We start from the raw sequence: 19,320 nt of genomic DNA, 5'->3' as shown, positions 1-19,320 counted from the left end.
GGAAATGAACGAGTTCATATCCGCTATTGGCTTTTGCAACCGGACGGGCAAGGGAGATCTGTCGAGCCTTGACGCTTCTTTGCGCGAAATCGCCGATACGGGCGCGGATGCCTGCGAGATCGGGATCTATGGCGAGGAGATCATCAGCCGAGGTCGCCTCATCGAGGATCGGCTCCAGCGCGTCGCCGACATCACGCGCAAGTACCGTTTCAAGAAGCTTTCGCTGCACGGTCAGATCGTATCCAACTTCATGGATCGCCAGCATCACGATTTGCAGAAGAAGGTCGTGAGAGCGATGCTCGAGCTGTGCGATCGGCTCGGCGCGGGAATCCTTGTCCATCACTCCGGCGCGGCGCAGCTTGCCGCCGGAGAGAGCGCCGCTGATCTCGACAAGATGGAACGCGACGCACTCGCAGAGATGTCGGATATCGCAAAAGGATATGGGGTGCGCATCGCGCTTGAAAACATTTTCACGACGGAAACGGGACAGTATCGGCAAACACCGAGCCAGGTCGCCGAAACAGTCCGTTCGATCGGCTCCGACAACGTCGTTGCGCTTATCGACTTCTCGCATGCCTACATCGAGGCCACGCATCGCGGGCTGGATTTTCGCGAGCAATTGCGGGCAATGGCACCGGTGGCAGGCCACCTGCATGTTCACGACAGTTTTGGGCTGCCCTACTCCATGAACCGCTTCTATCATCCAGCTGAGGCGACGGCACTAGGCATCGGAGATTTGCATCTGCCAATTGGTTGGGGCGATATTCCTTGGGATGACATCTTCGCCGAACTGATCTTCCTTCCAGACACGGCATTAATCATGGAAATAAACGCCGAGCGTTTTGCTGATCAGCAACCTGCGAGCCTGGAACGGGCAAGGCGTTTGGCTACCGTGGTGGGCCTTCGATCAGCTGCCTGACGAAGTTCCGGATAGCGCGTTACCATCCATGTTGATTGGTTGTCCGGCCGCACATGTGCGGCGGGACAACTGCACCATCCCTAGAAGCGCGTTCGTCAGACGGCCCGTTTGATCGCTATTACGAACCGATACAGACCGACGCACGGCGGAACTCATTCCGGCACGCCGGCGCTTTCCGGGGCGCAGTTTCTGACTTGGCAGTGATCAGAAAGCGATACTGCTCCGCTCACTCCGAAAGCAGCACCCGCGTGAGGGCGTGTCCGACGTCGGCGAGGCCGTCGATAACGTTGAAATGATGTTTGTCCGGTTCCGCGGTCGCGGCCGTTGTTGCACCCAGTCCGGTCCAGATATTGGCCAGCAGAGCGCTCTGGCGCAAGAACTCGGCCCGTTCGCCGCCCCCGACCCAGCAGGTGATGCGGGCATTTGCCATGGGGCGCAGCAGAGCCGGGCTTTCCGAAAGCGCCTCGCTCTCGTCGATCGCAAGCCTCTCGTTCATCGTGGTTGCCATGATCGGACGCAGGTCATGAACGCCCGAGATCGAGACGACGTTTCGAATCCGCTGCTGTACATGCGGCGCCAGCGGCGCGGTCGTCGTGATCATCCGGCTGACGAGATGCCCTCCGGCCGAATGCCCGGTCAAATTCAGCGGCCCATCGACCAGCTTCGAGGCCTCGCCGATGGCCGCAGCTACCTCTTCGACGATCCCAGCGATGCGAATTTCGGGGCAAAGCGTGTACGAGGGGATGGCGACGGCGTAGCCGCTGGCAACAGCGCCGGCGGCCAAATGCGACCAAAAGCTTTTATCGAGTTGCAGCCAGTATCCACCATGCACGAAGACGACAAGGCCCTTGGCTGAGCCATCAGGGAAAAACAGGTCCATGCGGTTTCTCGTCCGCTCGCCATAGCGGAGGTCGAGTTTTGCACGCCCCGCTGCCCGAAGGGCACTGCGAAAGGCTTCGGCTGGCTTGACCCACGCTTCCGGCCATAGGTTGCCACGAGCGATATTCGAGCCATTCGCATAGGCGTCGTCCCAATCGGTAATGCGGCGTTCCAGCATCGATTTAATCCTCCTAGTTTTCTCCTCAGGCGTAGCAATCGCCTGCCAGACCGGTAAACACAATGCCATCATCCCAAAAAACTTTAGGCTTGAAATAGTTTTTGAGCGGTGCGATGCTGCCCCATGTTCAGCCGAGAAGTGGAGGTCTCGCTGTGCCTATCACGATCATTGGAGTCGTCTCAGCGACGACGCGCTTCATCGGCAACGATCCGGCGACGCCCGCAACCGGTTTGCACGGCCGGGCTCCGCACGAACGCAAGAATTATAGCCGGCTTTAAAAATGCCTGAGCAACAGGCAGGAACGGAACAGGGGATTAGCCGCCACATGCTTGGACCGACTTCACACGTCGATACGTTTACCCGTGACCATCTGCCTCCGCCGGAAGAATGGCCAGACTTCCTTCTCGAAGGCTTCAACTATCCGGACCACCTTAACGCCGCTGTCGAACTGACCGACGCCATGGTCGCCAAGGGCTTTGGCGACCACACCGCCCTGATCGGCAACGGTCGTCGGCGAACGTACAAGGAACTTTCCGACTGGACGAACAGGCTGGCCCATGCGCTTGTCGAGAATTACGGCGTCAGGCCCGGCAATCGCGTGCTCATACGCTCGGCCAACAACCCCGCCATGGTCGCCTGTTGGTTGGCAGCCACCAAGGCCGGCGCCGTCGTCGTCAATACGATGCCGATGCTCAGAGCCGGAGAGCTGACTAAGATCATCGACAAGGCCGAGATCAGCCTGGCGCTCTGTGACACACGTCTGATGGACGAGATGGTCGCCTGCGCCAAGGATAGCCGCTACCTGAAACAGGTCGTCAGCTTCGACGGGACCGCAAACCACGACGCTGAACTTGACCGGATTGCACTCGACAAATCCGTCCTCTTCGAGGCGGTGCACACCGGTCGGGACGACGTGGCGCTTCTCGGTTTCACCTCGGGCACGACCGGGATCCCGAAGGCAACCATGCACTTCCATCGCGATCTGATGATGATCGCAGACGGCTACGCCAGTGAAGTCCTAGGGGTCACACCCGACGATATCTTTGTCGGCTCGCCTCCACTTGCATTCACCTTCGGCCTCGGTGGCCTTGCGATCTTTCCCTTACGCTTCGGGGCGGCAGCAACGCTTCTTGAGCACGCGACGCCCGCGAACATGGTGGAGATTATCGAGAAATACAAAGCAACGATCTCGTTCACCGCCCCTACCGCCTATCGGGCGATGATGAAGGCGATGGACAACGGCGCGGACCTTTCGTCCCTGCGGGTTGCAATTTCGGCCGGCGAGACACTGCCGGGCCCCGTCTTCGAGGAATGGACGAACAAGACTGGCAAGCCGATCCTCGATGGGATCGGCGCGACAGAGATGCTGCACATCTTCATTTCCAACCGGTTCGAGGACCGCAAGGCCGCCTCGACCGGGAAGCCCGTCGGTGGCTACGAAGCACGGATCGTCAACGACGAGATGCAGGAAGTTCCTCGCGGCACGATCGGCAAGCTTGCAGTGCGCGGCCCGACCGGCTGCCGCTACATGGCCGATCCGCGCCAGCGTGACTATGTCCGCGATGGCTGGAATCTCACGGGTGACGCCTTCTATCAGGATGAGGACGACTTCTTCCATTTCGCCGCCCGATCCGACGACATGATCATAACCGCGGGCTACAACATCGCCGGCCCAGAAGTCGAAGCGGCCTTGATCTCGCATCCGGAAGTCGTTGAGTGTGCCGTCGTCGGTGCACCCGACGCCGAGCGCGGCGAGATCGTCGAGGCCTATGTCGTGCTGTCGGCCGGCGTGTCGGCAGACGAGGCGACGATCAAGCGCTTGCAGGATCACGTGAAGGCGACGATCGCGCCCTACAAATATCCACGGTCGGTAAAATTCCTGGACAGCCTGCCGAAGACAGCCACGGGCAAGATCCAGCGGTTCCGATTGCGGTTGGAGAACTGAAATGAGCGAACCATACGATCCTTCCAAGGAAGGCGCCCAGATGTCGTTTAAGGGGCGCATGTCCTACAGCGACTACCTCATGCTGGAGAAAGTGCTGGACGCACAGGAGCCGCTCTCAAAGGCTCATGACGAGATGCTGTTCATCATTCAGCATCAGACGTCTGAACTCTGGATGAAACTCGCGCTGCACGAGATCAACGCGGCTGTCCGGTCGATCCGTGAAGACCGGCTGGAACCCGCCTTCAAGATGCTGACGCGCGTGGCGCGCATCTTCGAACAGTTGAACAGCGCCTGGGACGTGCTTCGCACGATGACGCCCAGCGAATACACGCAGTTCCGCGAGTCTCTGGGGCAGTCATCCGGCTTCCAGTCGTGGCAATACCGGGCGATCGAGTTCCTCGCCGGCAATCGCAACGTCGCCATGCTCGGACCACACACGCATCGTCCCGAGATCCTTAAAAAGCTGGAAGCGATCTTAGCCGCACCGTCGCTCTATGACGAGGCGATCCGGCTCCTGTCTCGCAAAGGGTTCGATGTCGGCGAGGAAGCAGACAGGACGGATTGGCGCGAAACGCGCACGGAAAGCGACAAGGTCTTTGCGGCCTGGCAGACGGTCTACCGCGATCCCGAGCGCTACTGGATGCTCTATGAGCTCGCCGAGAAGCTGGTCGATTTCGAGGATTACTTCCGTCGATGGCGCTTCAACCACGTCACGACGGTGGAGCGCATCATCGGCATGAAACGCGGAACCGGGGGAACATCCGGCGCGTCCTACCTCAAGAAGATGCTCGAGGTGGAACTCTTCCCAGAGCTCTGGCATGTGCGCACAGGTCTCTGATAGAACACAACTCAAAAGGGAACCTACTAGGAGGAGAACAGCATGAACCGCATTCTGGCAGCGAGCGTTTTTGGCCTCGTGCTTGCGACGTCGAGCCTTGCCTACGCCGAGCCGGTGAAAATCGGCGTCATCACCACGCTTTCGGGCGGCGGCGCCGGTCTCGGCATCGACATGCGCGACGCATTCACGCTTGCGATCAAGCAATCGGGCAACAAGGACGTCGAGCTGGTGATCGAAGACGATGCCCAGAAGCCGGAACTTGCGGTGCAGATCGCCGAAAAGATGATCCAGGGCGACAAGGTCGACCTGATGACAGGGATCATCTGGTCGAACCTCGCCATGGCCGTCGTTCCGAACGCGGTAGCACAGGACGTGATCTATCTCTCGCCCAATGCCGGCCCTTCGGCGCTTGCCGGTGCGAACTGCAACCCGAACTATTTCAACGTCGCCTATCAGAACGACAACTTCCATGAGGCGATGGGACAATACGCCAACAAAGACTACAAGAACGCCTTTGTCCTGGCGCCCAACTATCCGGCCGGGAAGGACGCGCTGACCGGCTTCAAGCGCTACTACAAGGGCGACCTTGCCGGCGAGATCTATACCCAGGTCGGCCAGACGGACTATGCCGCAGAGATCGCCCAGATCCGCGCCTCCGGTGCCGATAGCGTCTATTTCTTCCTGCCCGGCGGCATGGGCATCGCTTTCATGAAGCAATATGCCCAGTCGGGCGTCGGCATCCCGGTTATGGGGCCCGGGTTCTCCTTTAGCCAGGACGTTCTGCCGGCGATCGGCGACGCGGCCCTTGGCGTCAAGAACTCGGCGACCTGGTCCAAGGATCTCGACAACGAAGCCAACAAGAAATTCGTCGAAGCCTTCAAGGCCGAGTACAAGCGCCTGCCCTCGATCTACGCGGCGCAGAGCTGGGATACGGCGAACCTGATCCTCGCAGCGCTTTCAAAGGCGAGCGTCAAGGACAAGGACGCCTTCCGTGCGGCGCTCAAGGCAGCGGATTTCAAGTCCGTGCGCGGCGAGTTCGCCTTCAACAACAACAACCACCCGATCCAGAACATCTACGTTCGCGAGGTGGTGAAGGAAGATGACGGCGTCCTGACCAACAAGATCATCGCGACTGCCTTCGAGCATCACAAGGATGCCTACGCCGAGAAGTGCGGGATGTAAGACTTGCACCCGTCGTCGCCCGGGTGCTCGGCTTTCGTGCTGACATCCGGTCGATGATCCATGCGCCCCTCACACCAAGCTTGGACCGGTCTCTTGTTCACCGCACTCCTGATCGAACAACTGCTCAACGGGCTCCAGCTCGGCGTGATGCTGTTTCTGATGGCCGCCGGCCTGACGCTGATTTTCGGCGTCATGGGTCTGATCAATCTCGCCCATGGCTCGCTCTACATGATCGGCGCCTTCGCCTGCGCCACCGTCGCAGCCGCGACCGGCTCCTTCTGGCTGGGGCTGATCGCCAGCCTCACGGCCGCCGCCGGCGTCGGTGCGATCATCGAGGTCGCCGTCATCCGCAGGCTCTACGACCGTGATCATCTCGATCAGGTGCTTGCCACCTTCGCGCTGATCCTGATCCTGTCCGAAGGTGCGCGCTGGATTTTCGGCTCGTTCCCGCTCTATCTCGATATACCGCCCCTGCTTCAGGGCGCTGTGCCGCTCCCTGGCGGCGGTCAGTATCAGCTCTATCGCCTGGCGATCATCGGCGTCGGCATCGCGGTTGCCGTCAGCCTTTATCTGCTGATCTCCAGGACCCGGCTCGGCATGCGCATCCGGGCGGGCGAGTCGGACCGCGAGATGATCGCAGCGCTCGGCGTCGATATAGGCACGCTTTACACAGTCGTCTTTGCGCTCGGCGCAGCCCTTGCAGGCCTTGCCGGCGCCTTGGTCGGGGCGCTGCAGTCGGTGCAGGTCGGAATGGGCGAACCGGTGCTTATCCTCGCCTTCGTCGTCATCGTCATCGGCGGCATCGGCTCCATCAAGGGTGCGCTCGTTGGCGCTGTGATCGTCGGGGTCGTCGATACCATGGGCCGCTTCCTGCTGCCCTCGCTGCTGGCATTGACCATGCCCGCATCGCAGGCAACCACGATCGGGGCGGCGCTGGCCTCGATGCTGATCTATGTCGTCATGGCCCTCATCCTCGCCTTCAGGCCGAGCGGCCTGTTTGCCGCGCGGTCGTGAGGTCCCGATGAACCGCGAAACGACAGTCAATCTGCTTCTGGCGCTCCTCCTACTCGGCGCACCGCTTGTCGCCGTCGGCATGGGCGAGCCCTTCTATGTGACGCTTGCAACCCGCGTCGCCGTGCTGGCACTTGCCGCCGTCGGCCTCAACCTGGCGCTCGGGCTCGGCGGGCTGCTTTCCTTCGGCCATGCAGCCTTCTTCGGCCTCGGCGGCTATGTCGCCGGTATCCTTGCGACGCACGCCTTCAATGGCGAACCGCTGTTCGCCGACATTCCGGCAACCACGTCGATGCCACTCATCTGGATAACGGCGGTGGTGGTCGCAGGGCTCGTTGCGTTGCCCATCGGTGCGATCAGCCTGCGCACGACAGGCGTCTATTTCATCATGATCACCCTCGCCTTCGCGCAGATGATCTACTATTTCGCAATCTCCTGGCCGGCCTATGGCGGCGAAGACGGCCTGTCGATGTCGGTGCGCAACGCCTTTCCCGGCGTCAATACCGCCAAGCCCCTGCCCTATTTCCTGGTCTGCTACGCCGCGCTGATGGCAACGCTTCTCCTGTTCCGCATCGTCGAGGGTTCACGCTTCGGCAGCGCCCTGCAGGCAGCGCGACAGAACGGCACCCGCCTTGCCGCCGTCGGCATCGCGCCCTTCAACATCCGGCTCGTCGCCTTCGCGGTCTCCGCGATGATCACCGGATTTGCCGGTGCGCTCTATGCCGATCTCAATCGCTTCGTCGGCCCTTCGATGCTGTCGTGGCACATGTCGGGCGAACTGATCGTTCTCATCATTCTCGGCGGCAAGGGCCGGCTGTTCGGGCCCGTCGCCGGCGCCATGATCTTCGTGTTCTTCGAATATGTGCTCGGCGGCATCACCGAGCGCTGGCAGTTCTTCCTCGGCCTCATCCTGCTCGGCATCGTGCTTTTTGCACGCGGCGGGCTGCTGGGCCTGCTCTCGGGAAAGCCGCGCCATGTCTGAGCCAATTCTTGAAATCCGCGACCTCAGAAAATCCTTCGGCGCGCTCAAGGCCACCGACGGGGTGAGCCTTAAGCTTCACCCGGGACAAATCCATGCGCTGATCGGTCCGAACGGCGCCGGAAAAAGCACGCTGATCCACCAGATCGCCGGCTCGCTCAAGGCCGACAGCGGGACGATCCGCTTTCTCGGTCAGGACATCAGCGGGCACGACATGGCCGCCCGTGCGAGGCTTGGACTTGCGCGCAGCTTCCAGATCTCCTCGCTGGCGCAGGAGTTCTCGGCCCTTCGCAACGTCATGCTAGCGGTGCAGGCAAGCCGTGGCAGCAGCTTTCGTTTCTTTCGCCAGGTGGTCGATGACAAGGACCTGACCGAACCGGCAATGGCGATGCTGGAGCGCGTCGACCTCGCCGCGCGCGCCCATGTACCCGCAGCCGAACTCTCGCACGGAGAACGCCGGCAGCTTGAAATCGCCATTGCGCTGGCGCTTTCGCCGAAGGCCTTCCTCTTCGACGAGCCGATGGCCGGCATGGGGCCGGAGGGCTCCAAACGGCTGACGTCTTTCCTCGATGGGTTGCGCCAGCAGGCACCGATGCTGCTTGTGGAGCACGACATGGACGCGGTCTTTGCACTGGCGGATCGGATATCCGTGCTTGTCTATGGCCGCATCATCGCGACGGGCACGGTCGAGGAAATACGCAGCGACCCGGAAGTGCGCCGCGCCTACCTGGGAGAAGCCGCGTGAGCCTGCTGGAACTGAAAGGTCTCGAAACCTTCTATGGCGCTTCCCAGGCGCTCTTCGGCGTCAATCTCGATGTGCGGGAGGGCGAAGTGGTTGCGCTCATGGGCCGCAACGGCATGGGCAAGACGACGACGATCAACTCCATCCTCGGCCTTGTGCGCCCGCGCTCAGGTGTGATCAGCTTCGCGGGCAAGGCGATCTTCGGCATGCGGCCGCACCGGATCGCCAGACTCGGCCTTGGCCTCGTGCCCGAAGGACGGCGCTGCTTCCCGAACCTCACCGTCATGGAAAACCTCGTTGCCACCGCTCGCGGCAGCGAGTGGACCTTGGAGAAGGTGGTCGCGCTCTTTCCCCGCCTCGGCGAACGGCGCGACCAATATGCCAATACGCTTTCCGGTGGCGAGCAGCAGATGCTTGCCATCGGCCGGGCGCTGATGACCAATCCCAGCCTGCTCATTCTGGACGAGGCGACCGAGGGCCTGGCGCCAGTGATCCGGCAGGACATCTGGTCGGCGATCCGTACGCTGAAGACGGCCGGCCAATCGATCCTCGTCGTCGACAAGACGCTTTCGGAATTGCTACCCCTCGCCGACCGCTGCTTCGTGCTGGAGAAGGGCGCGACGGTGTTCACGGGATCGCCGGCAGCGCTGACGCCGGCGCTTCAGGATCGCTATCTCGGCGTCTAAGCTTTCAGTCAGGCGGCGGGAATGCCGCCACCAAGCACGACGGAATAGGCCACAGCGTCGATATTGCCGCCGGAAATCACGCAGACGATGTTTCCCTTAAGGTCCGGTCGGGCGATCGCGGCGGCAAGTGAGGCGGCGCCCGCACCTTCTGCCACGATCTTGGCCTTCCTGAACAAAAGCCGCATCGCGTCTGTCACCTCAGCGGGACTGACGGCAATGGCCCCGTCGATCAGTTCGCGTGCGACCGGCCAAAGCTGCGGGACCAGCGACGGAGCGCCGATGCTCTTGATGAAGGACGGGCGGGTTTCGATCATCACAATCCGCCCCGCCTCAAGTGCGGCGCAAACCGGGGCGGCGCTGTCGTCTTCGACCGCAAAGACGCGTGCCGGCCGGGAACCGGTCTTGATGGCACTGGCGACCCCGGTGGTCATGCTGCCGCCGCCATAGGGGGTCAGCACCACGTCGACATCGGGCAGGTCCTCGACGATTTCCATGCCGATCGAGCCGTTGCCGGAAAGCACCGCCTGATCGGTCACCGGATTGATCAGCAGTTCCGGCGCATCCGGCCTGTCCGCGCTGACAATGTAGTCCCACCAGGTCTCCGCGCTCACGAAGCGCACCTCCCCGCCAAGGTCGCGCACGCCCTCGATCTTGGTCTGTGGCGCTCCGCGGTACATATAGGCGACCATCGGAACACCGATGAGGCGCGCGGCCCAGGCCATGCCGTAGGCCATATTGCCGGAACTCGTGACCGCGACGCCGCCCCGCAGAGCAGCAGGGTCGCGCGACAGCACTGCATTCAGCGCTGGGCGGAGCTTGAAGGCGCCAATCGGAGAAAGCGTCTCCAGTTTCAGGAAGATTTGCCGGTCCGAAAGTCCGAGGTCGAGCCTGACCAGCGGCGTGCGCGCGACGTGGGGAGCGATGCGGCCACGCGCCTCGGCGATTTCGTCCAATGTCGGCCGGTGTGGTGCAGCGGTCATTGCGAAAGTCCCCCTGGGCGGCGCGATCTTTATCGGCGTCTCAGTGTGACGCTGCGGGCGGTATGCCGCCCGCAGCTTGTCGATGCTATCAGATCAGGTCACGGCCGCACGAACGGCAAAGCGCGCATCCTGCCATGTACCGGTGCGCAGGATCTCTTCCAGAATTTCGACCGCCTGCCAAACGTCGGCGTAGCTTACATAGAGCGGGGTGAAACCGAAACGAATCGTCGACGGCGCGCGGAAGTCGCCGATGACGTCGCGGGCGATAAGCGCCTGCATAATCTCGTAGCTGTTGGGATGGCTGAACGAAACCTGGCTTCCGCGCCTCGCGCCGTCACGTGGGCTCTCGAGCTCGAGGCCGTAGGCGCCGCATTTCGCCTCAACCAGCGTGATGAAGAGGTCGGTGAGCCGGATGCTCTTCTCACGCAACTTGGTCATGTCGACCTCATCCCAGACGTCGAGTGCGCCCTTGAGCGCCCGAAGCGACAGGATCGGTTGCGTTCCGCAAAGGAAGCGGCGGATCCCCTCGCCGGCCGCGTAGTGCTTCTCGAAGGCAAAGGGGCGCGCATGCCCCCACCAGCCACTGAGCGGCTGGCGGATATCGCCATGGTGACGCGTCGCGGCATAGATGAATGCTGGTGCTCCGGGACCGCCGTTCAGGTACTTGTAGGTGCAGCCGACGGCAAAATCGACATCAGCGCCGTCAAGATCGATCGGCAGCGCGCCTGCCGTATGGCAGAGATCCCAGATGATCAGCGCGCCATGCTCATGCGCCTTGCGCGTCAGCGCCGCCATGTCGCGCAGTTCGCCGGACTTGTAGTTCACGTGGTTGACCAGAACCACGGCAACGTCACTGTTGATCAGGTCTTCGATCTCGGGCGCGTCGACCCCTTCGAGACGCAGCGCCGCACCCGGACGCGTCGAGACCACGCCCTCGGCCATGTAGAGGTCGGTCGGGAAACTGCTGCCTTCGCTGACGATCACCGAGCGCTCCGGCCGCAGCGCCATCGCCGCATGCAGGGCCTTGTAGATGTTGATCGATGTGGTGTCGCAAACGACCGTCTGGCCGGCCGCCGCGCCAATCAGTCGGCCAACCCGGTCCCCGAGCGCAAGCGGCATCTCGAACCATCCGGCCGTGTTCCAGCTTCGGATGAGATCCTGGCCCCATTCCTCCGTCGCCGCCATGCGAAGCTCGTCGAAGGCAGCGGTCGAAGCAACGCCGAGCGAGTTGCCGTCGAGATAGATGAGGCCCGGTGGCAGGATGAAACGATCGCGCATCGGACGTAGCACGTCGGCCGCATCCATCGCCTCGATCGCTGCAAAATCAGGAACTGCACTCATGAAGATGGTCCTTGGTTATTCACGAACGGTTTCGCGGGCTGGTGCCGGCCCGCGGCTTCGCTTGAGGCTCGGAAGAGCCAGCATGGCGAGAACGAAGAGGCCAGTCGCAAGTTTCAGATCCGGTGGCGGCATGCCGGCGGCCAGGCAGAAGGAGACGAGCTGATAGTAGACGACCGCGCCGACAAACGGGGCGGCGAGTTGGCGCAACACGCTTTGCTTTCCGACGATCGCCTCGCCGATCATCAGCGCCGCGAGCCCATTGATAAGGATGCCGAGGCCCATGTTGACGTCGGCAAAGCCCTGCGACTGCACCATCAGCGCTCCGCCTGCCGCCGAAAACGCGCCGGCAAGCCCGACGCCGCCGATCGTCGCCAGCCAGACGTTGATGCCCTGCGCTTCCGCCATGTCGGGATTGGCACCGACGGCCCGGATCGCCGTTCCCTTCTCGGTCCTGAAGAAATGATAGAGCAGGAAGAAGACGATGAGTGCGATGAGGCCGGCGACAACGATCTTGCTTGCCGGGAAACCCGGCTGCAGCCCTGGCACCCAGTCGAACATCGTCGGCGCCCCGAAAACCGATAGGTTCGACCGGCCCATGATGCGCAGATTGATCGAATAGAGCATCGTCATCATTAGGATGCCGGCAAGCAACGTGTGAATGCGGAATCTCAGATGGATGAACGCCGTGCAGCAGCCGGCGACAAAACCGGCGAGGAGTGCGATGGCGATCGCGGCGAGCGGCGACATGCCGGCCGCCATCAGTACACCGCAGACGCAACCGCCAAGCGGGAACGCGCCCTCGCTGGTCAGATCCGGGAAGCTCAGCATGCGAAACGGGATCATGATCCCCAGCACGACGAAGGCAAGGATCAGGCTCTGGGCCAGCGTGACGGGAACGAGCGAGACGAAACTCGCGATTGTGTTTTGAATAATATCCATGATCGTCAGCTCGCCAGGAACATGCGGTCGGTTTTGACGGAGAAATGGCCGATCAGGTCCGGCACCGTCGTCTGGGCCTTGTCCTTGCCATCGATTTCGAGGCGGACGCGCCCGGCATCGAGCATGACGACCTTGTGGCCGAAATCCACGGCATGCTGCATGTTGTGCGTCACCATCAGCGTCGTCAGCTTCAAGGCTTCGACGGCGCGGATCGTTGCTTGCATGACGATGTCGGCAGTGCGCGGGTCGAGCGCCGCGGTGTGTTCGTCGAGCAGCAGCAGCTCCGGCGAACCGCCGACCGCCATGATCAACGACAAGGATTGCCGTTGGCCACCCGACAGTAGCTCCACGCGCGTGTCGAGACGCTTTTCGAGGCCGAGGCCCAGAAGCGACAGGCGCTCCTTGTAGGCGGTGAGCCTTGCCGCGTTCAGCCCGCGGCGCAGGGTGCGCTTGTTGCTTCGAAGCTCGGCGAGCAGCATGTTTTCGGCCACCGTCATGCTGGCGGCGGTACCGCGCATCGGGTCCTGGAACACGCGCGCAAGCCGCATGGCGCGTTTGTGCACGGGCGTCGCCGTCACGTCGTCCCCATTGATGACGATCTGGCCGCTATCGAGCGCGAGCGCCCCGGAGATGGCGTTGAGCATGCTGCTCTTGCCGGCGCCGTTCGAGCCGATGACGACGCCGAACTCGCCTGTTGCAAGGCTGAGGCTGAGGCCGTCGAGTGCGACCTTTTCGTCTGCCTGCCCCTTGTAGAAGACCTTGCGGGCCGATCTGATTTCCAGCATTGGCTCCCCCTCATAACCCATGAAGTGACGGCGCTCCCGACGCCGTCACTTAATTCGCCCAAAATCAGTCGACCAGGCAGCCGCAATCGGCGAGCGATGCCGGTATTGCGATGCCGAAGGCCGCCGCCGCTTTCTTCGAGATCAGCGGTGCATGGTCCTCATAGCTCGGACGCGACGGCGCGATCGTCTTCGGGTCCTTGCCCCCAAGGATCTCCGCGGCAATCTTGCCGGCATTCATGCCGACCTGCTCGTAGTTGACGGCAAAGCTTGCCGGCACGACGCCGTCGCGCACAGCACCATCGTCGGAGTTGACGATCGGGATCTGCGCCTGGCGTGCAGCCGCCGAGACGGCGCCGATTGCCGGCTGGAGCAGGTTGGATGCGGGCGTATAGATCACGTCGGCCTTGCCGGCGAAGGAGGCAATGCGCTGCTGGATGTCGTTGACGTTGTCGACGCCAACGGCCACGACCTCAAAGCCGGCGGCCGGTGCAGCCGCCTTGATCTTGTCGAGCAGAGCCGTGTCGTTCGCCTCGCCAGGGTTGTACGGCACGCCGAAGCGCTTGGCCTCCGGAAGGAGCTTGCGGGTAAAGGCCATCACGGCAGCCACGTCCTGAAGGTCCGTCGCGCCAGTCATGCCGTCGTCACCCGCCCCCCAGGACGGAACCAGCTTCGCGGCCACCGGATCGGTGACGGCGGAAAAGACAACCGGAATACCGGATCCGGCGAGCGCCTTTTTGGCGATCTGCGAGACCGGCGTTGTGATCGTGTAGATCAGTTTCGGCTGCTCGGCCTGCAGTTTGGCAATCATCTGCGGAACAAGCGAGGCGTCGAAGTTGGTGTGGCTTTCAGTGTAAACGACATCGGTGCCCTCGACGAAGCCGTTTTCAGCCAGTGCCTTCTTGAAGCCGGCGATCGACGCACTCAATTGCGGATGTTCGCCGAAATTGGCGATGCCAATACGGATCGGATCAGCAGCGGCCGTTCCCGCTCCCCACGCCAGCGCGCCGGCGACAACCAATCCCGAAAGCCAAGTCCTCTTGCTCATACATCCCTCCCAGAATTTGACGAGCGTTACCGCCCTCCTCGGCGGCGTGGGTGGATGATGGAGACGGTCAGACTTCTTGTCAAATAAATATATATATTTTCATCAGAGTCGCAGAACTATATATATTTGTATCGATCCGATGCGGGCGTTAAGGGAACTTGATGCAAGACCACGAACAGTCGACCAAAACCGAATTGGCCTACCGGCTGCTGCGACGCGATATCCTGGCGACGCGTCTCAAGCCTGGCGCGCCGATGAAGCTGAGTGTGCTGCGCGAAAGCTACGGAATCGGCTGGACACCTCTGCGCGAAGCACTGTCGCGTCTGGAGGCGGAAGGCCTGGTCACGGCGATCAGCAACCGCGGCTTTGCCGTTGCTCCGGTTTCACGCGAGGAACTGGACGATCTCACACGCGCGCGCCTGGCCGTCGAAATGCCGTTGCTTCTCGAGTCGATCGAGAACGGCGACAGCGCATGGGAATCGGCCGTCGTCACCGCGCATTACCGGCTGTCCCGCTGCAAAGTCTCGGTCGAGCATTTCTCCGAAAGCGAGATCGACGAGTGGGACGAAAAGCACGCCGCCTTCCACGCAGCACTGATCGGTGCGGCACGATCGAACTGGTTGACCCGCTTCCAGTCAACGATTTCCGATCAGCTTCGTCGCCACCACCGTTTCCTCAGCCTGGCCCCGACATTGAGGGCTGCCGCAGGGATGAGCAAGGGATACGAGGAAGCGGTCGCCGCCTTGCAAGACGCGATGGCGATCGAGCATCACACTGAGCTGATGGAGGCGGCACTTGATCGAGATTTCGAGCGCGCCAGGACGCTGATGGCCGACCACATCGGCTTTACCGTCAATGTCTATGTCCAATCCGAGGACGGTGGCCGTTCTCAATCTTCCGGGCACCCGTCGTTGCCGGGGGTTGCGTCCAAATGACGGCCCAACGCAGCCTGTCCAAGAGCCGGAAACATCTCTAATAAGGGCAAGGCGGCAGTATACGCCTGCAGCTTTGCGAAAGTGGACGTTTGGTATGATGGGTGAAGACAAGTTCGACATCTCGCCGGAATGGGTGGATGGCGAGACCAAGGCCCTCGAGGCTCCCGGCGATCACCGTGTCGAGCTCAGGCTCTGGCTGCGTCTGCTGACGTGCTCGACACTGGTCGAGAGCGAAGTCCGCCGGCGGCTCCGGGAAGAATTCGACTCCACCCTGCCACGTTTCGACCTGATGGCCCAGCTCGAGCGAGCGCCTGATGGCATGGTGCTGGGGGAAGTCTCTAAGCGCATGATGGTCTCACCCGGCAACATAACGGTTCTTGTGGAACGGCTGACCGAGAGCGGTCACATCAGCCGTACGACACTGCCGACGGATCGACGTGTACAGATCATCGCGCTGACGCCCTTCGGCCGCGCCGAATTCGAGAAGATGGCGGCAAGGCATTCCGACTGGATCTCCGACCTGTTCGCTGGACTTTCAGCGAAGGAGGGCGGTGTGTTGATGGACGAGCTTGCCAAGCTCAAGCGATCCATCGTTGCTGCGTTGGCCCGGAACACTTAAGGCACTGCGCCTTTCTTTCCGCCGTCTCCCGAGATGCTCCGAAACGGTTCGCCACTCGCGCACCGCACTCCGGACGCATGTAGCGTCGTCACATTTGTCGAAACAATTTTAAGCTTGAAATTTCTCTGGAACGAGTCCACCCTGCTCCTCGCAGTCCGGGATGACGGTCGACGCCATCTGGACGGTGACACACGCAGCCGGAGCTCGGGAGGAGAACGACATGCGGATCGTCTGTATCGGTGGCGGGCCAGCCGGCCTCTATTTTGCGCTGCTGATGAAGCGCCAGCACCCGGAACACCGCATAACGGTCGTCGAGCGGAACCGCGCCTTCGACACCTTCGGGTGGGGGGTGGTCTTCTCGGATGCGACGATGCAGTCGATGCGCCAATGGGATCCGGAGACTGCCGAGGCGATCGAGGTCGCTTTCAACCACTGGGACGACATCGAACTGGTTTTCAAGGGCCGTAAGATCAGGACGACGGGCCACGGCTTCGTCGGCATCGGCCGCAAGAAGATGCTCAATATCCTCCAGGATCGCTGCCTCGAACTCGGTGTCGAACTCGCGTTCGAGCACGACGTCGAAAGCGACGAGGAATTCGCCGATGCGGACCTCATCATCGCCTCCGACGGCGTCAACTCGAGGATCCGGAATAGATACGCCGACGTATTCCAACCCGACATGGTCGTTCGGCCAAACCGTTATGTCTGGCTCGGCACGGACAAGCGCTTCGACGCCTTCACCTTCGACTTCCAACGCACCGAACACGGCTGGTTCCAGGCGCATATCTACCGCTTCGATGAGAACACCTCGACCTTCATCGTCGAAACCACGGATGACGTCTTTCAGGCCCATGGTCTCGACCATATGGACCAGCAGCAGTCGATTGAGTTCTGCGAAAAACTCTTTGCCGAGACGCTCGACGGCCATAGGCTGATGACCAATGCGCGGCACTTGCGCGGCTCTGCCTGGCTGAACTTCGGCCGGCTGATTTGCGAGAAGTGGAGCCACTTCAACGGCAATAGCCACGTCGTCCTGATGGGGGACAGCGCCCACACGGCGCATTTCGCCATCGGCTCGGGCACCAAGCTTGCGATCGACGACGCCATCGAACTTACCCGACAATTCGATATCCTCGGCCACAACGAAGCCACCATCCCGGACGTGCTCGCGGCTTACGAGGAGGTGCGCCGGGTTGACGTCGCCCGCATCCAAAATGCGGCGCGCAATGCGATGGAGTGGTTCGAAGTCGCCGGCACGCGCTATGCCGATACGCTGGAGCCGGAGCAATTCATGTATTCGATGCTGACCCGCTCACAGCGTATCAGCCACGAGAATCTTCGCCTTCGCGACAAGGACTGGCTCGAAGGTTTCGAACGCTGGTTCGCCGAACGTGCCGGCGCCGAGCCGGCGTCGAATGGCACGGTTCCGCCGCCGATGTTCACGCCTTTCAAGCTTCGCGGCCTGACGCTCAGGAATCGCATCGTCGTTTCGCCAATGGCGATGTATTCGGCGACCGACGGCGTGCCCAACGACTTTCACCTGGTGCATCTCGGTGCGCGCGCCATGGGCGGCGCAGCCCTCGTTTTTCCTGAAATGACGTGCGTGTCGCCTGACGCCCGCATCACGCCCGGATGCTTGGGACTCTGGAACGCCGAACAGACGTTGGCCTTCAAGCGCATCGTCGATTTCGTGCACCAGCAGACGCCTGCCAAGATCGGCATCCAGCTTGGGCATGCCGGAAGAAAAGGTGCGACCAAATTGGCCTGGGAGGGGATCGACCAGCCCTTGAACGAGGGCGCCTGGCCGCTCATTTCCGCGTCGGCCCTGCCTTACCTCGCGCATTCGGATACGCCGCGCGAAATGACCCGAGCCGACATGGACCTCGTCGTCGCCGACTTCGTGCAGGCGACCGGACGCGCCCGTGACCTCGGTTTCGACATCCTCGAACTGCACGTGGCGCACGGCTACCTGCTGTCGAGCTTCCTGTCGCCGCTCACCAACCTCCGCACGGACGACTATGGCGGCGACCATGCGTCCCGCGCCCGCTTTCCGCTCGAAGTGTTCCACGCGATCCGCAAGGCGTGGCCCGAGGACCGACCGATGTCGGTGCGCCTTTCGACGCACGACTGGCACGAAGGCGGCAACACTCCTGACGATGCGGCGATTTTCGCCCGCCTGTTCAAGGAAGCCGGCGCCGATATGATCGACTGCTCCTCCGGTCAGGTGGTGAAGGAAGAAAAACCGGTTTACGGCCGGCTGTTCCAGACACCATTTTCCGACAAGATCCGCAACGAGATCCAGGTTCCGACCATCGCCGTCGGAGCGATTTCCGAAGCCGACCACGCCAATTCCATCATTGCGGCCGGCCGTGCCGACCTCTGCGCAATTGCGCGTCCGCATCTGGCCGACCCGTCCTTCGTCATGCACGAGGCGGCGAAGATCGGCTATGACGGGCAGCCCTGGCCAAAGCAATACCACTCCGCCCGCGCGCAATATGTGAACAATCTGGCGCGCGCCGCAACGACGGTAGGCAAGCCATGAACCGCAGACACGCCCTCGTCACGGGCGCCGGAAGCGGCATCGGCAAGGCGATCGCGCTTGCACTCGCAGCCGATGGCCATATCGTCAGCCTTGTGGGGCGCCGCGCCGCGCCGCTCGAAGCCGTGAAAGAGGAAATCCACTCATCAGGCGGCGAAGCCCACGTCCACCATGAGTTCGATGTGACTGACCCGACAGCGGTCGAGCAAGGCATTTCGGCTGCGATTGCGAAGAGCGGAGAGATTGCGGTTCTCGTCAACTGCGCCGGCGAGGCTCCTTCGGCGCCGTTCGAGAAAACCGATCTTTCACTCTGGCAACGAGTGCTCACGGTCAACCTGACCGGGGTGTTTCTTGTGACGCAGGCAGCCCTTGCCTCCGTGCACCGGGCCGGCAACGGCCGGATCGTCAATGTCGCAAGCACCGCGGGCCTCACCGGTTACGCCTATGTTTCAGCCTATTGCGCCTCGAAACACGGCGTCATCGGCCTGACGCGGGCGCTGGCGCTCGAACTTGCCCGCACCGACGTGACCGTCAATGCCGTCTGCCCGGGGTTCACCGACACGCCACTCATCGACGGTGCGCTCGACACGATCAGCGAGAAGACTGGCCGTTCGCGCGAGGAAGCGCGCGCCAGCCTTGCCCGTTCCAATCCGCAAGGGCGCCTGGTGACGCCCGACGAGGTCGCACACACGGTCTCCTGGCTCGTGTCGGAGAAGGCAACCGCGATCACCGGCCAGGCCATCCCAGTGGCGGGCGGCGAAGTTCTCGGAGGATAGAC

The 19,320-nt window shown here is 62.1% G+C and carries 18 protein-coding genes; 12 read left to right on the top strand and 6 right to left on the bottom strand.

Annotation, left to right across the window (positions count from 1 at the left end; all coding sequences use genetic code 11):
• The first annotated feature begins 4 nt into the window (after nt 1–4).
• Nucleotides 5–919 carry a sugar phosphate isomerase/epimerase gene (locus tag C6558_RS15485; RefSeq protein ID WP_057204686.1) on the top strand — a complete coding sequence of 305 codons (915 nt, stop codon included), beginning with the start codon at nt 5–7 and terminating at the stop codon, nt 917–919.
• Nucleotides 920–1,145: 226 nt separating this feature from the next.
• Here C6558_RS15485 and C6558_RS15480 read toward each other — a convergent pair whose 3' ends face one another.
• Entirely contained in the window at nt 1,146–1,976 is an 831-nt protein-coding gene (locus C6558_RS15480) for an alpha/beta hydrolase (protein ID WP_107027530.1), read from the bottom strand.
• Between the two features lie 325 nt (nt 1,977–2,301).
• Here C6558_RS15480 and C6558_RS15475 point away from each other — a divergent pair, with 325 nt between their 5' ends.
• The 7 genes from C6558_RS15475 (at nt 2,302) to C6558_RS15445 (ending at nt 9,359) form a co-directional block, all read left to right on the top strand.
• On the top strand, nt 2,302–3,921 hold the full coding sequence (locus tag C6558_RS15475) for a benzoate-CoA ligase family protein (protein WP_057218934.1): 1,620 nt from the start codon (nt 2,302–2,304) through the stop codon (nt 3,919–3,921).
• Nucleotide 3,922: 1 nt separating this feature from the next.
• On the top strand, nt 3,923–4,759 hold the full coding sequence (gene kynA, locus C6558_RS15470) for a tryptophan 2,3-dioxygenase (protein WP_057204692.1): 837 nt from the start codon (nt 3,923–3,925) through the stop codon (nt 4,757–4,759).
• A 42-nt stretch (nt 4,760–4,801) separates the two neighbouring features.
• The gene (locus C6558_RS15465; protein ID WP_025429103.1) at nt 4,802–5,941 is read left to right on the top strand and encodes an ABC transporter substrate-binding protein; all 1,140 of its coding nucleotides are present in this window, start codon (nt 4,802–4,804) and stop codon (nt 5,939–5,941) included.
• 93 nt (nt 5,942–6,034) lie between these two features.
• Nucleotides 6,035–6,955 (top strand): branched-chain amino acid ABC transporter permease, encoded by a 921-nt coding sequence (locus tag C6558_RS15460; protein WP_107027529.1) that lies wholly within the window; start codon nt 6,035–6,037, stop codon nt 6,953–6,955.
• 7 nt (nt 6,956–6,962) lie between these two features.
• On the top strand, nt 6,963–7,934 hold the full coding sequence (locus C6558_RS15455) for a branched-chain amino acid ABC transporter permease (protein ID WP_025429105.1): 972 nt from the start codon (nt 6,963–6,965) through the stop codon (nt 7,932–7,934).
• Complete coding sequence (locus C6558_RS15450; protein ID WP_107027528.1) at nt 7,927–8,676, top strand: ABC transporter ATP-binding protein; 750 nt, start codon at nt 7,927–7,929, stop codon at nt 8,674–8,676. The genes C6558_RS15455 and C6558_RS15450 overlap by 8 nt, the downstream gene beginning before the upstream one ends.
• The gene (locus tag C6558_RS15445; protein WP_057204698.1) at nt 8,673–9,359 is read left to right on the top strand and encodes an ABC transporter ATP-binding protein; all 687 of its coding nucleotides are present in this window, start codon (nt 8,673–8,675) and stop codon (nt 9,357–9,359) included. The genes C6558_RS15450 and C6558_RS15445 overlap by 4 nt, the downstream gene beginning before the upstream one ends.
• 8 nt (nt 9,360–9,367) lie before the next feature.
• On the opposite strand, the gene C6558_RS15440 is transcribed toward C6558_RS15445, so the two are convergent.
• From C6558_RS15440 to C6558_RS15420, 5 genes are all read right to left on the bottom strand, one after another.
• Nucleotides 9,368–10,339, bottom strand: a complete 972-nt coding sequence (locus tag C6558_RS15440) for a threonine/serine dehydratase (RefSeq protein ID WP_057204700.1) — start codon at nt 10,337–10,339, stop codon at nt 9,368–9,370.
• 93 nt (nt 10,340–10,432) lie between these two features.
• On the bottom strand, nt 10,433–11,680 hold the full coding sequence (gene kynU, locus C6558_RS15435) for a kynureninase (protein WP_057204702.1): 1,248 nt from the start codon (nt 11,678–11,680) through the stop codon (nt 10,433–10,435).
• Between the two features lie 15 nt (nt 11,681–11,695).
• Entirely contained in the window at nt 11,696–12,619 is a 924-nt protein-coding gene (locus C6558_RS15430; protein ID WP_025429110.1) for an ABC transporter permease, read from the bottom strand.
• Between the two features lie 5 nt (nt 12,620–12,624).
• Entirely contained in the window at nt 12,625–13,404 is a 780-nt protein-coding gene (locus tag C6558_RS15425; protein ID WP_025429111.1) for an ABC transporter ATP-binding protein, read from the bottom strand.
• A 64-nt stretch (nt 13,405–13,468) separates the two neighbouring features.
• Nucleotides 13,469–14,449, bottom strand: a complete 981-nt coding sequence (locus tag C6558_RS15420) for an ABC transporter substrate-binding protein (protein ID WP_025429112.1) — start codon at nt 14,447–14,449, stop codon at nt 13,469–13,471.
• Between the two features lie 161 nt (nt 14,450–14,610).
• Here C6558_RS15420 and C6558_RS15415 point away from each other — a divergent pair, with 161 nt between their 5' ends.
• From C6558_RS15415 to C6558_RS15400, 4 genes are all read left to right on the top strand, one after another.
• Nucleotides 14,611–15,384 (top strand): GntR family transcriptional regulator, encoded by a 774-nt coding sequence (locus tag C6558_RS15415; protein ID WP_025429113.1) that lies wholly within the window; start codon nt 14,611–14,613, stop codon nt 15,382–15,384.
• 94 nt (nt 15,385–15,478) lie between these two features.
• The gene (locus C6558_RS15410; protein WP_225906420.1) at nt 15,479–16,003 is read left to right on the top strand and encodes a MarR family winged helix-turn-helix transcriptional regulator; all 525 of its coding nucleotides are present in this window, start codon (nt 15,479–15,481) and stop codon (nt 16,001–16,003) included.
• Between the two features lie 220 nt (nt 16,004–16,223).
• Complete coding sequence (locus C6558_RS15405; RefSeq protein WP_107027527.1) at nt 16,224–18,545, top strand: bifunctional salicylyl-CoA 5-hydroxylase/oxidoreductase; 2,322 nt, start codon at nt 16,224–16,226, stop codon at nt 18,543–18,545.
• The gene (locus tag C6558_RS15400) at nt 18,542–19,318 is read left to right on the top strand and encodes an SDR family NAD(P)-dependent oxidoreductase (protein WP_107027526.1); all 777 of its coding nucleotides are present in this window, start codon (nt 18,542–18,544) and stop codon (nt 19,316–19,318) included. Before C6558_RS15405 ends, C6558_RS15400 begins: the two co-directional genes overlap by 4 nt.
• Nucleotides 19,319–19,320: the final 2 nt, after the last annotated feature.

It is taken from the genome of Ensifer sp. NM-2 (assembly GCF_003024455.1).
Taxonomy (GTDB): Bacteria; Pseudomonadota; Alphaproteobacteria; order Rhizobiales; family Rhizobiaceae; genus Ensifer; species Ensifer canadensis.
The sequence above is the reverse complement of the archived record's forward strand: the minus strand, read 5'-3'. Positions and strand labels throughout refer to the sequence as shown.

Coding starts and splice junctions, on each gene's coding strand:
- kynA (WP_057204692.1), top strand. CDS start 3,923: ATGAGCGAACCATACGATCCTTCCAAGGAAGGCGCCCAGATGTCGTTT.
- C6558_RS15465 (WP_025429103.1), top strand. CDS start 4,802: ATGAACCGCATTCTGGCAGCGAGCGTTTTTGGCCTCGTGCTTGCGACG.
- C6558_RS15410 (WP_225906420.1), top strand. CDS start 15,479: ATGATGGGTGAAGACAAGTTCGACATCTCGCCGGAATGGGTGGATGGC.
- C6558_RS15415 (WP_025429113.1), top strand. CDS start 14,611: ATGCAAGACCACGAACAGTCGACCAAAACCGAATTGGCCTACCGGCTG.
- C6558_RS15450 (WP_107027528.1), top strand. CDS start 7,927: ATGTCTGAGCCAATTCTTGAAATCCGCGACCTCAGAAAATCCTTCGGC.
- C6558_RS15475 (WP_057218934.1), top strand. CDS start 2,302: ATGCTTGGACCGACTTCACACGTCGATACGTTTACCCGTGACCATCTG.
- C6558_RS15430 (WP_025429110.1), bottom strand. CDS start 12,619: ATGGATATTATTCAAAACACAATCGCGAGTTTCGTCTCGCTCGTTCCC.
- C6558_RS15405 (WP_107027527.1), top strand. CDS start 16,224: ATGCGGATCGTCTGTATCGGTGGCGGGCCAGCCGGCCTCTATTTTGCG.
- kynU (WP_057204702.1), bottom strand. CDS start 11,680: ATGAGTGCAGTTCCTGATTTTGCAGCGATCGAGGCGATGGATGCGGCC.
- C6558_RS15440 (WP_057204700.1), bottom strand. CDS start 10,339: ATGACCGCTGCACCACACCGGCCGACATTGGACGAAATCGCCGAGGCG.
- C6558_RS15480 (WP_107027530.1), bottom strand. CDS start 1,976: ATGCTGGAACGCCGCATTACCGATTGGGACGACGCCTATGCGAATGGC.
- C6558_RS15425 (WP_025429111.1), bottom strand. CDS start 13,404: ATGCTGGAAATCAGATCGGCCCGCAAGGTCTTCTACAAGGGGCAGGCA.
- C6558_RS15485 (WP_057204686.1), top strand. CDS start 5: ATGAACGAGTTCATATCCGCTATTGGCTTTTGCAACCGGACGGGCAAG.
- C6558_RS15455 (WP_025429105.1), top strand. CDS start 6,963: ATGAACCGCGAAACGACAGTCAATCTGCTTCTGGCGCTCCTCCTACTC.
- C6558_RS15420 (WP_025429112.1), bottom strand. CDS start 14,449: ATGAGCAAGAGGACTTGGCTTTCGGGATTGGTTGTCGCCGGCGCGCTG.
- C6558_RS15400 (WP_107027526.1), top strand. CDS start 18,542: ATGAACCGCAGACACGCCCTCGTCACGGGCGCCGGAAGCGGCATCGGC.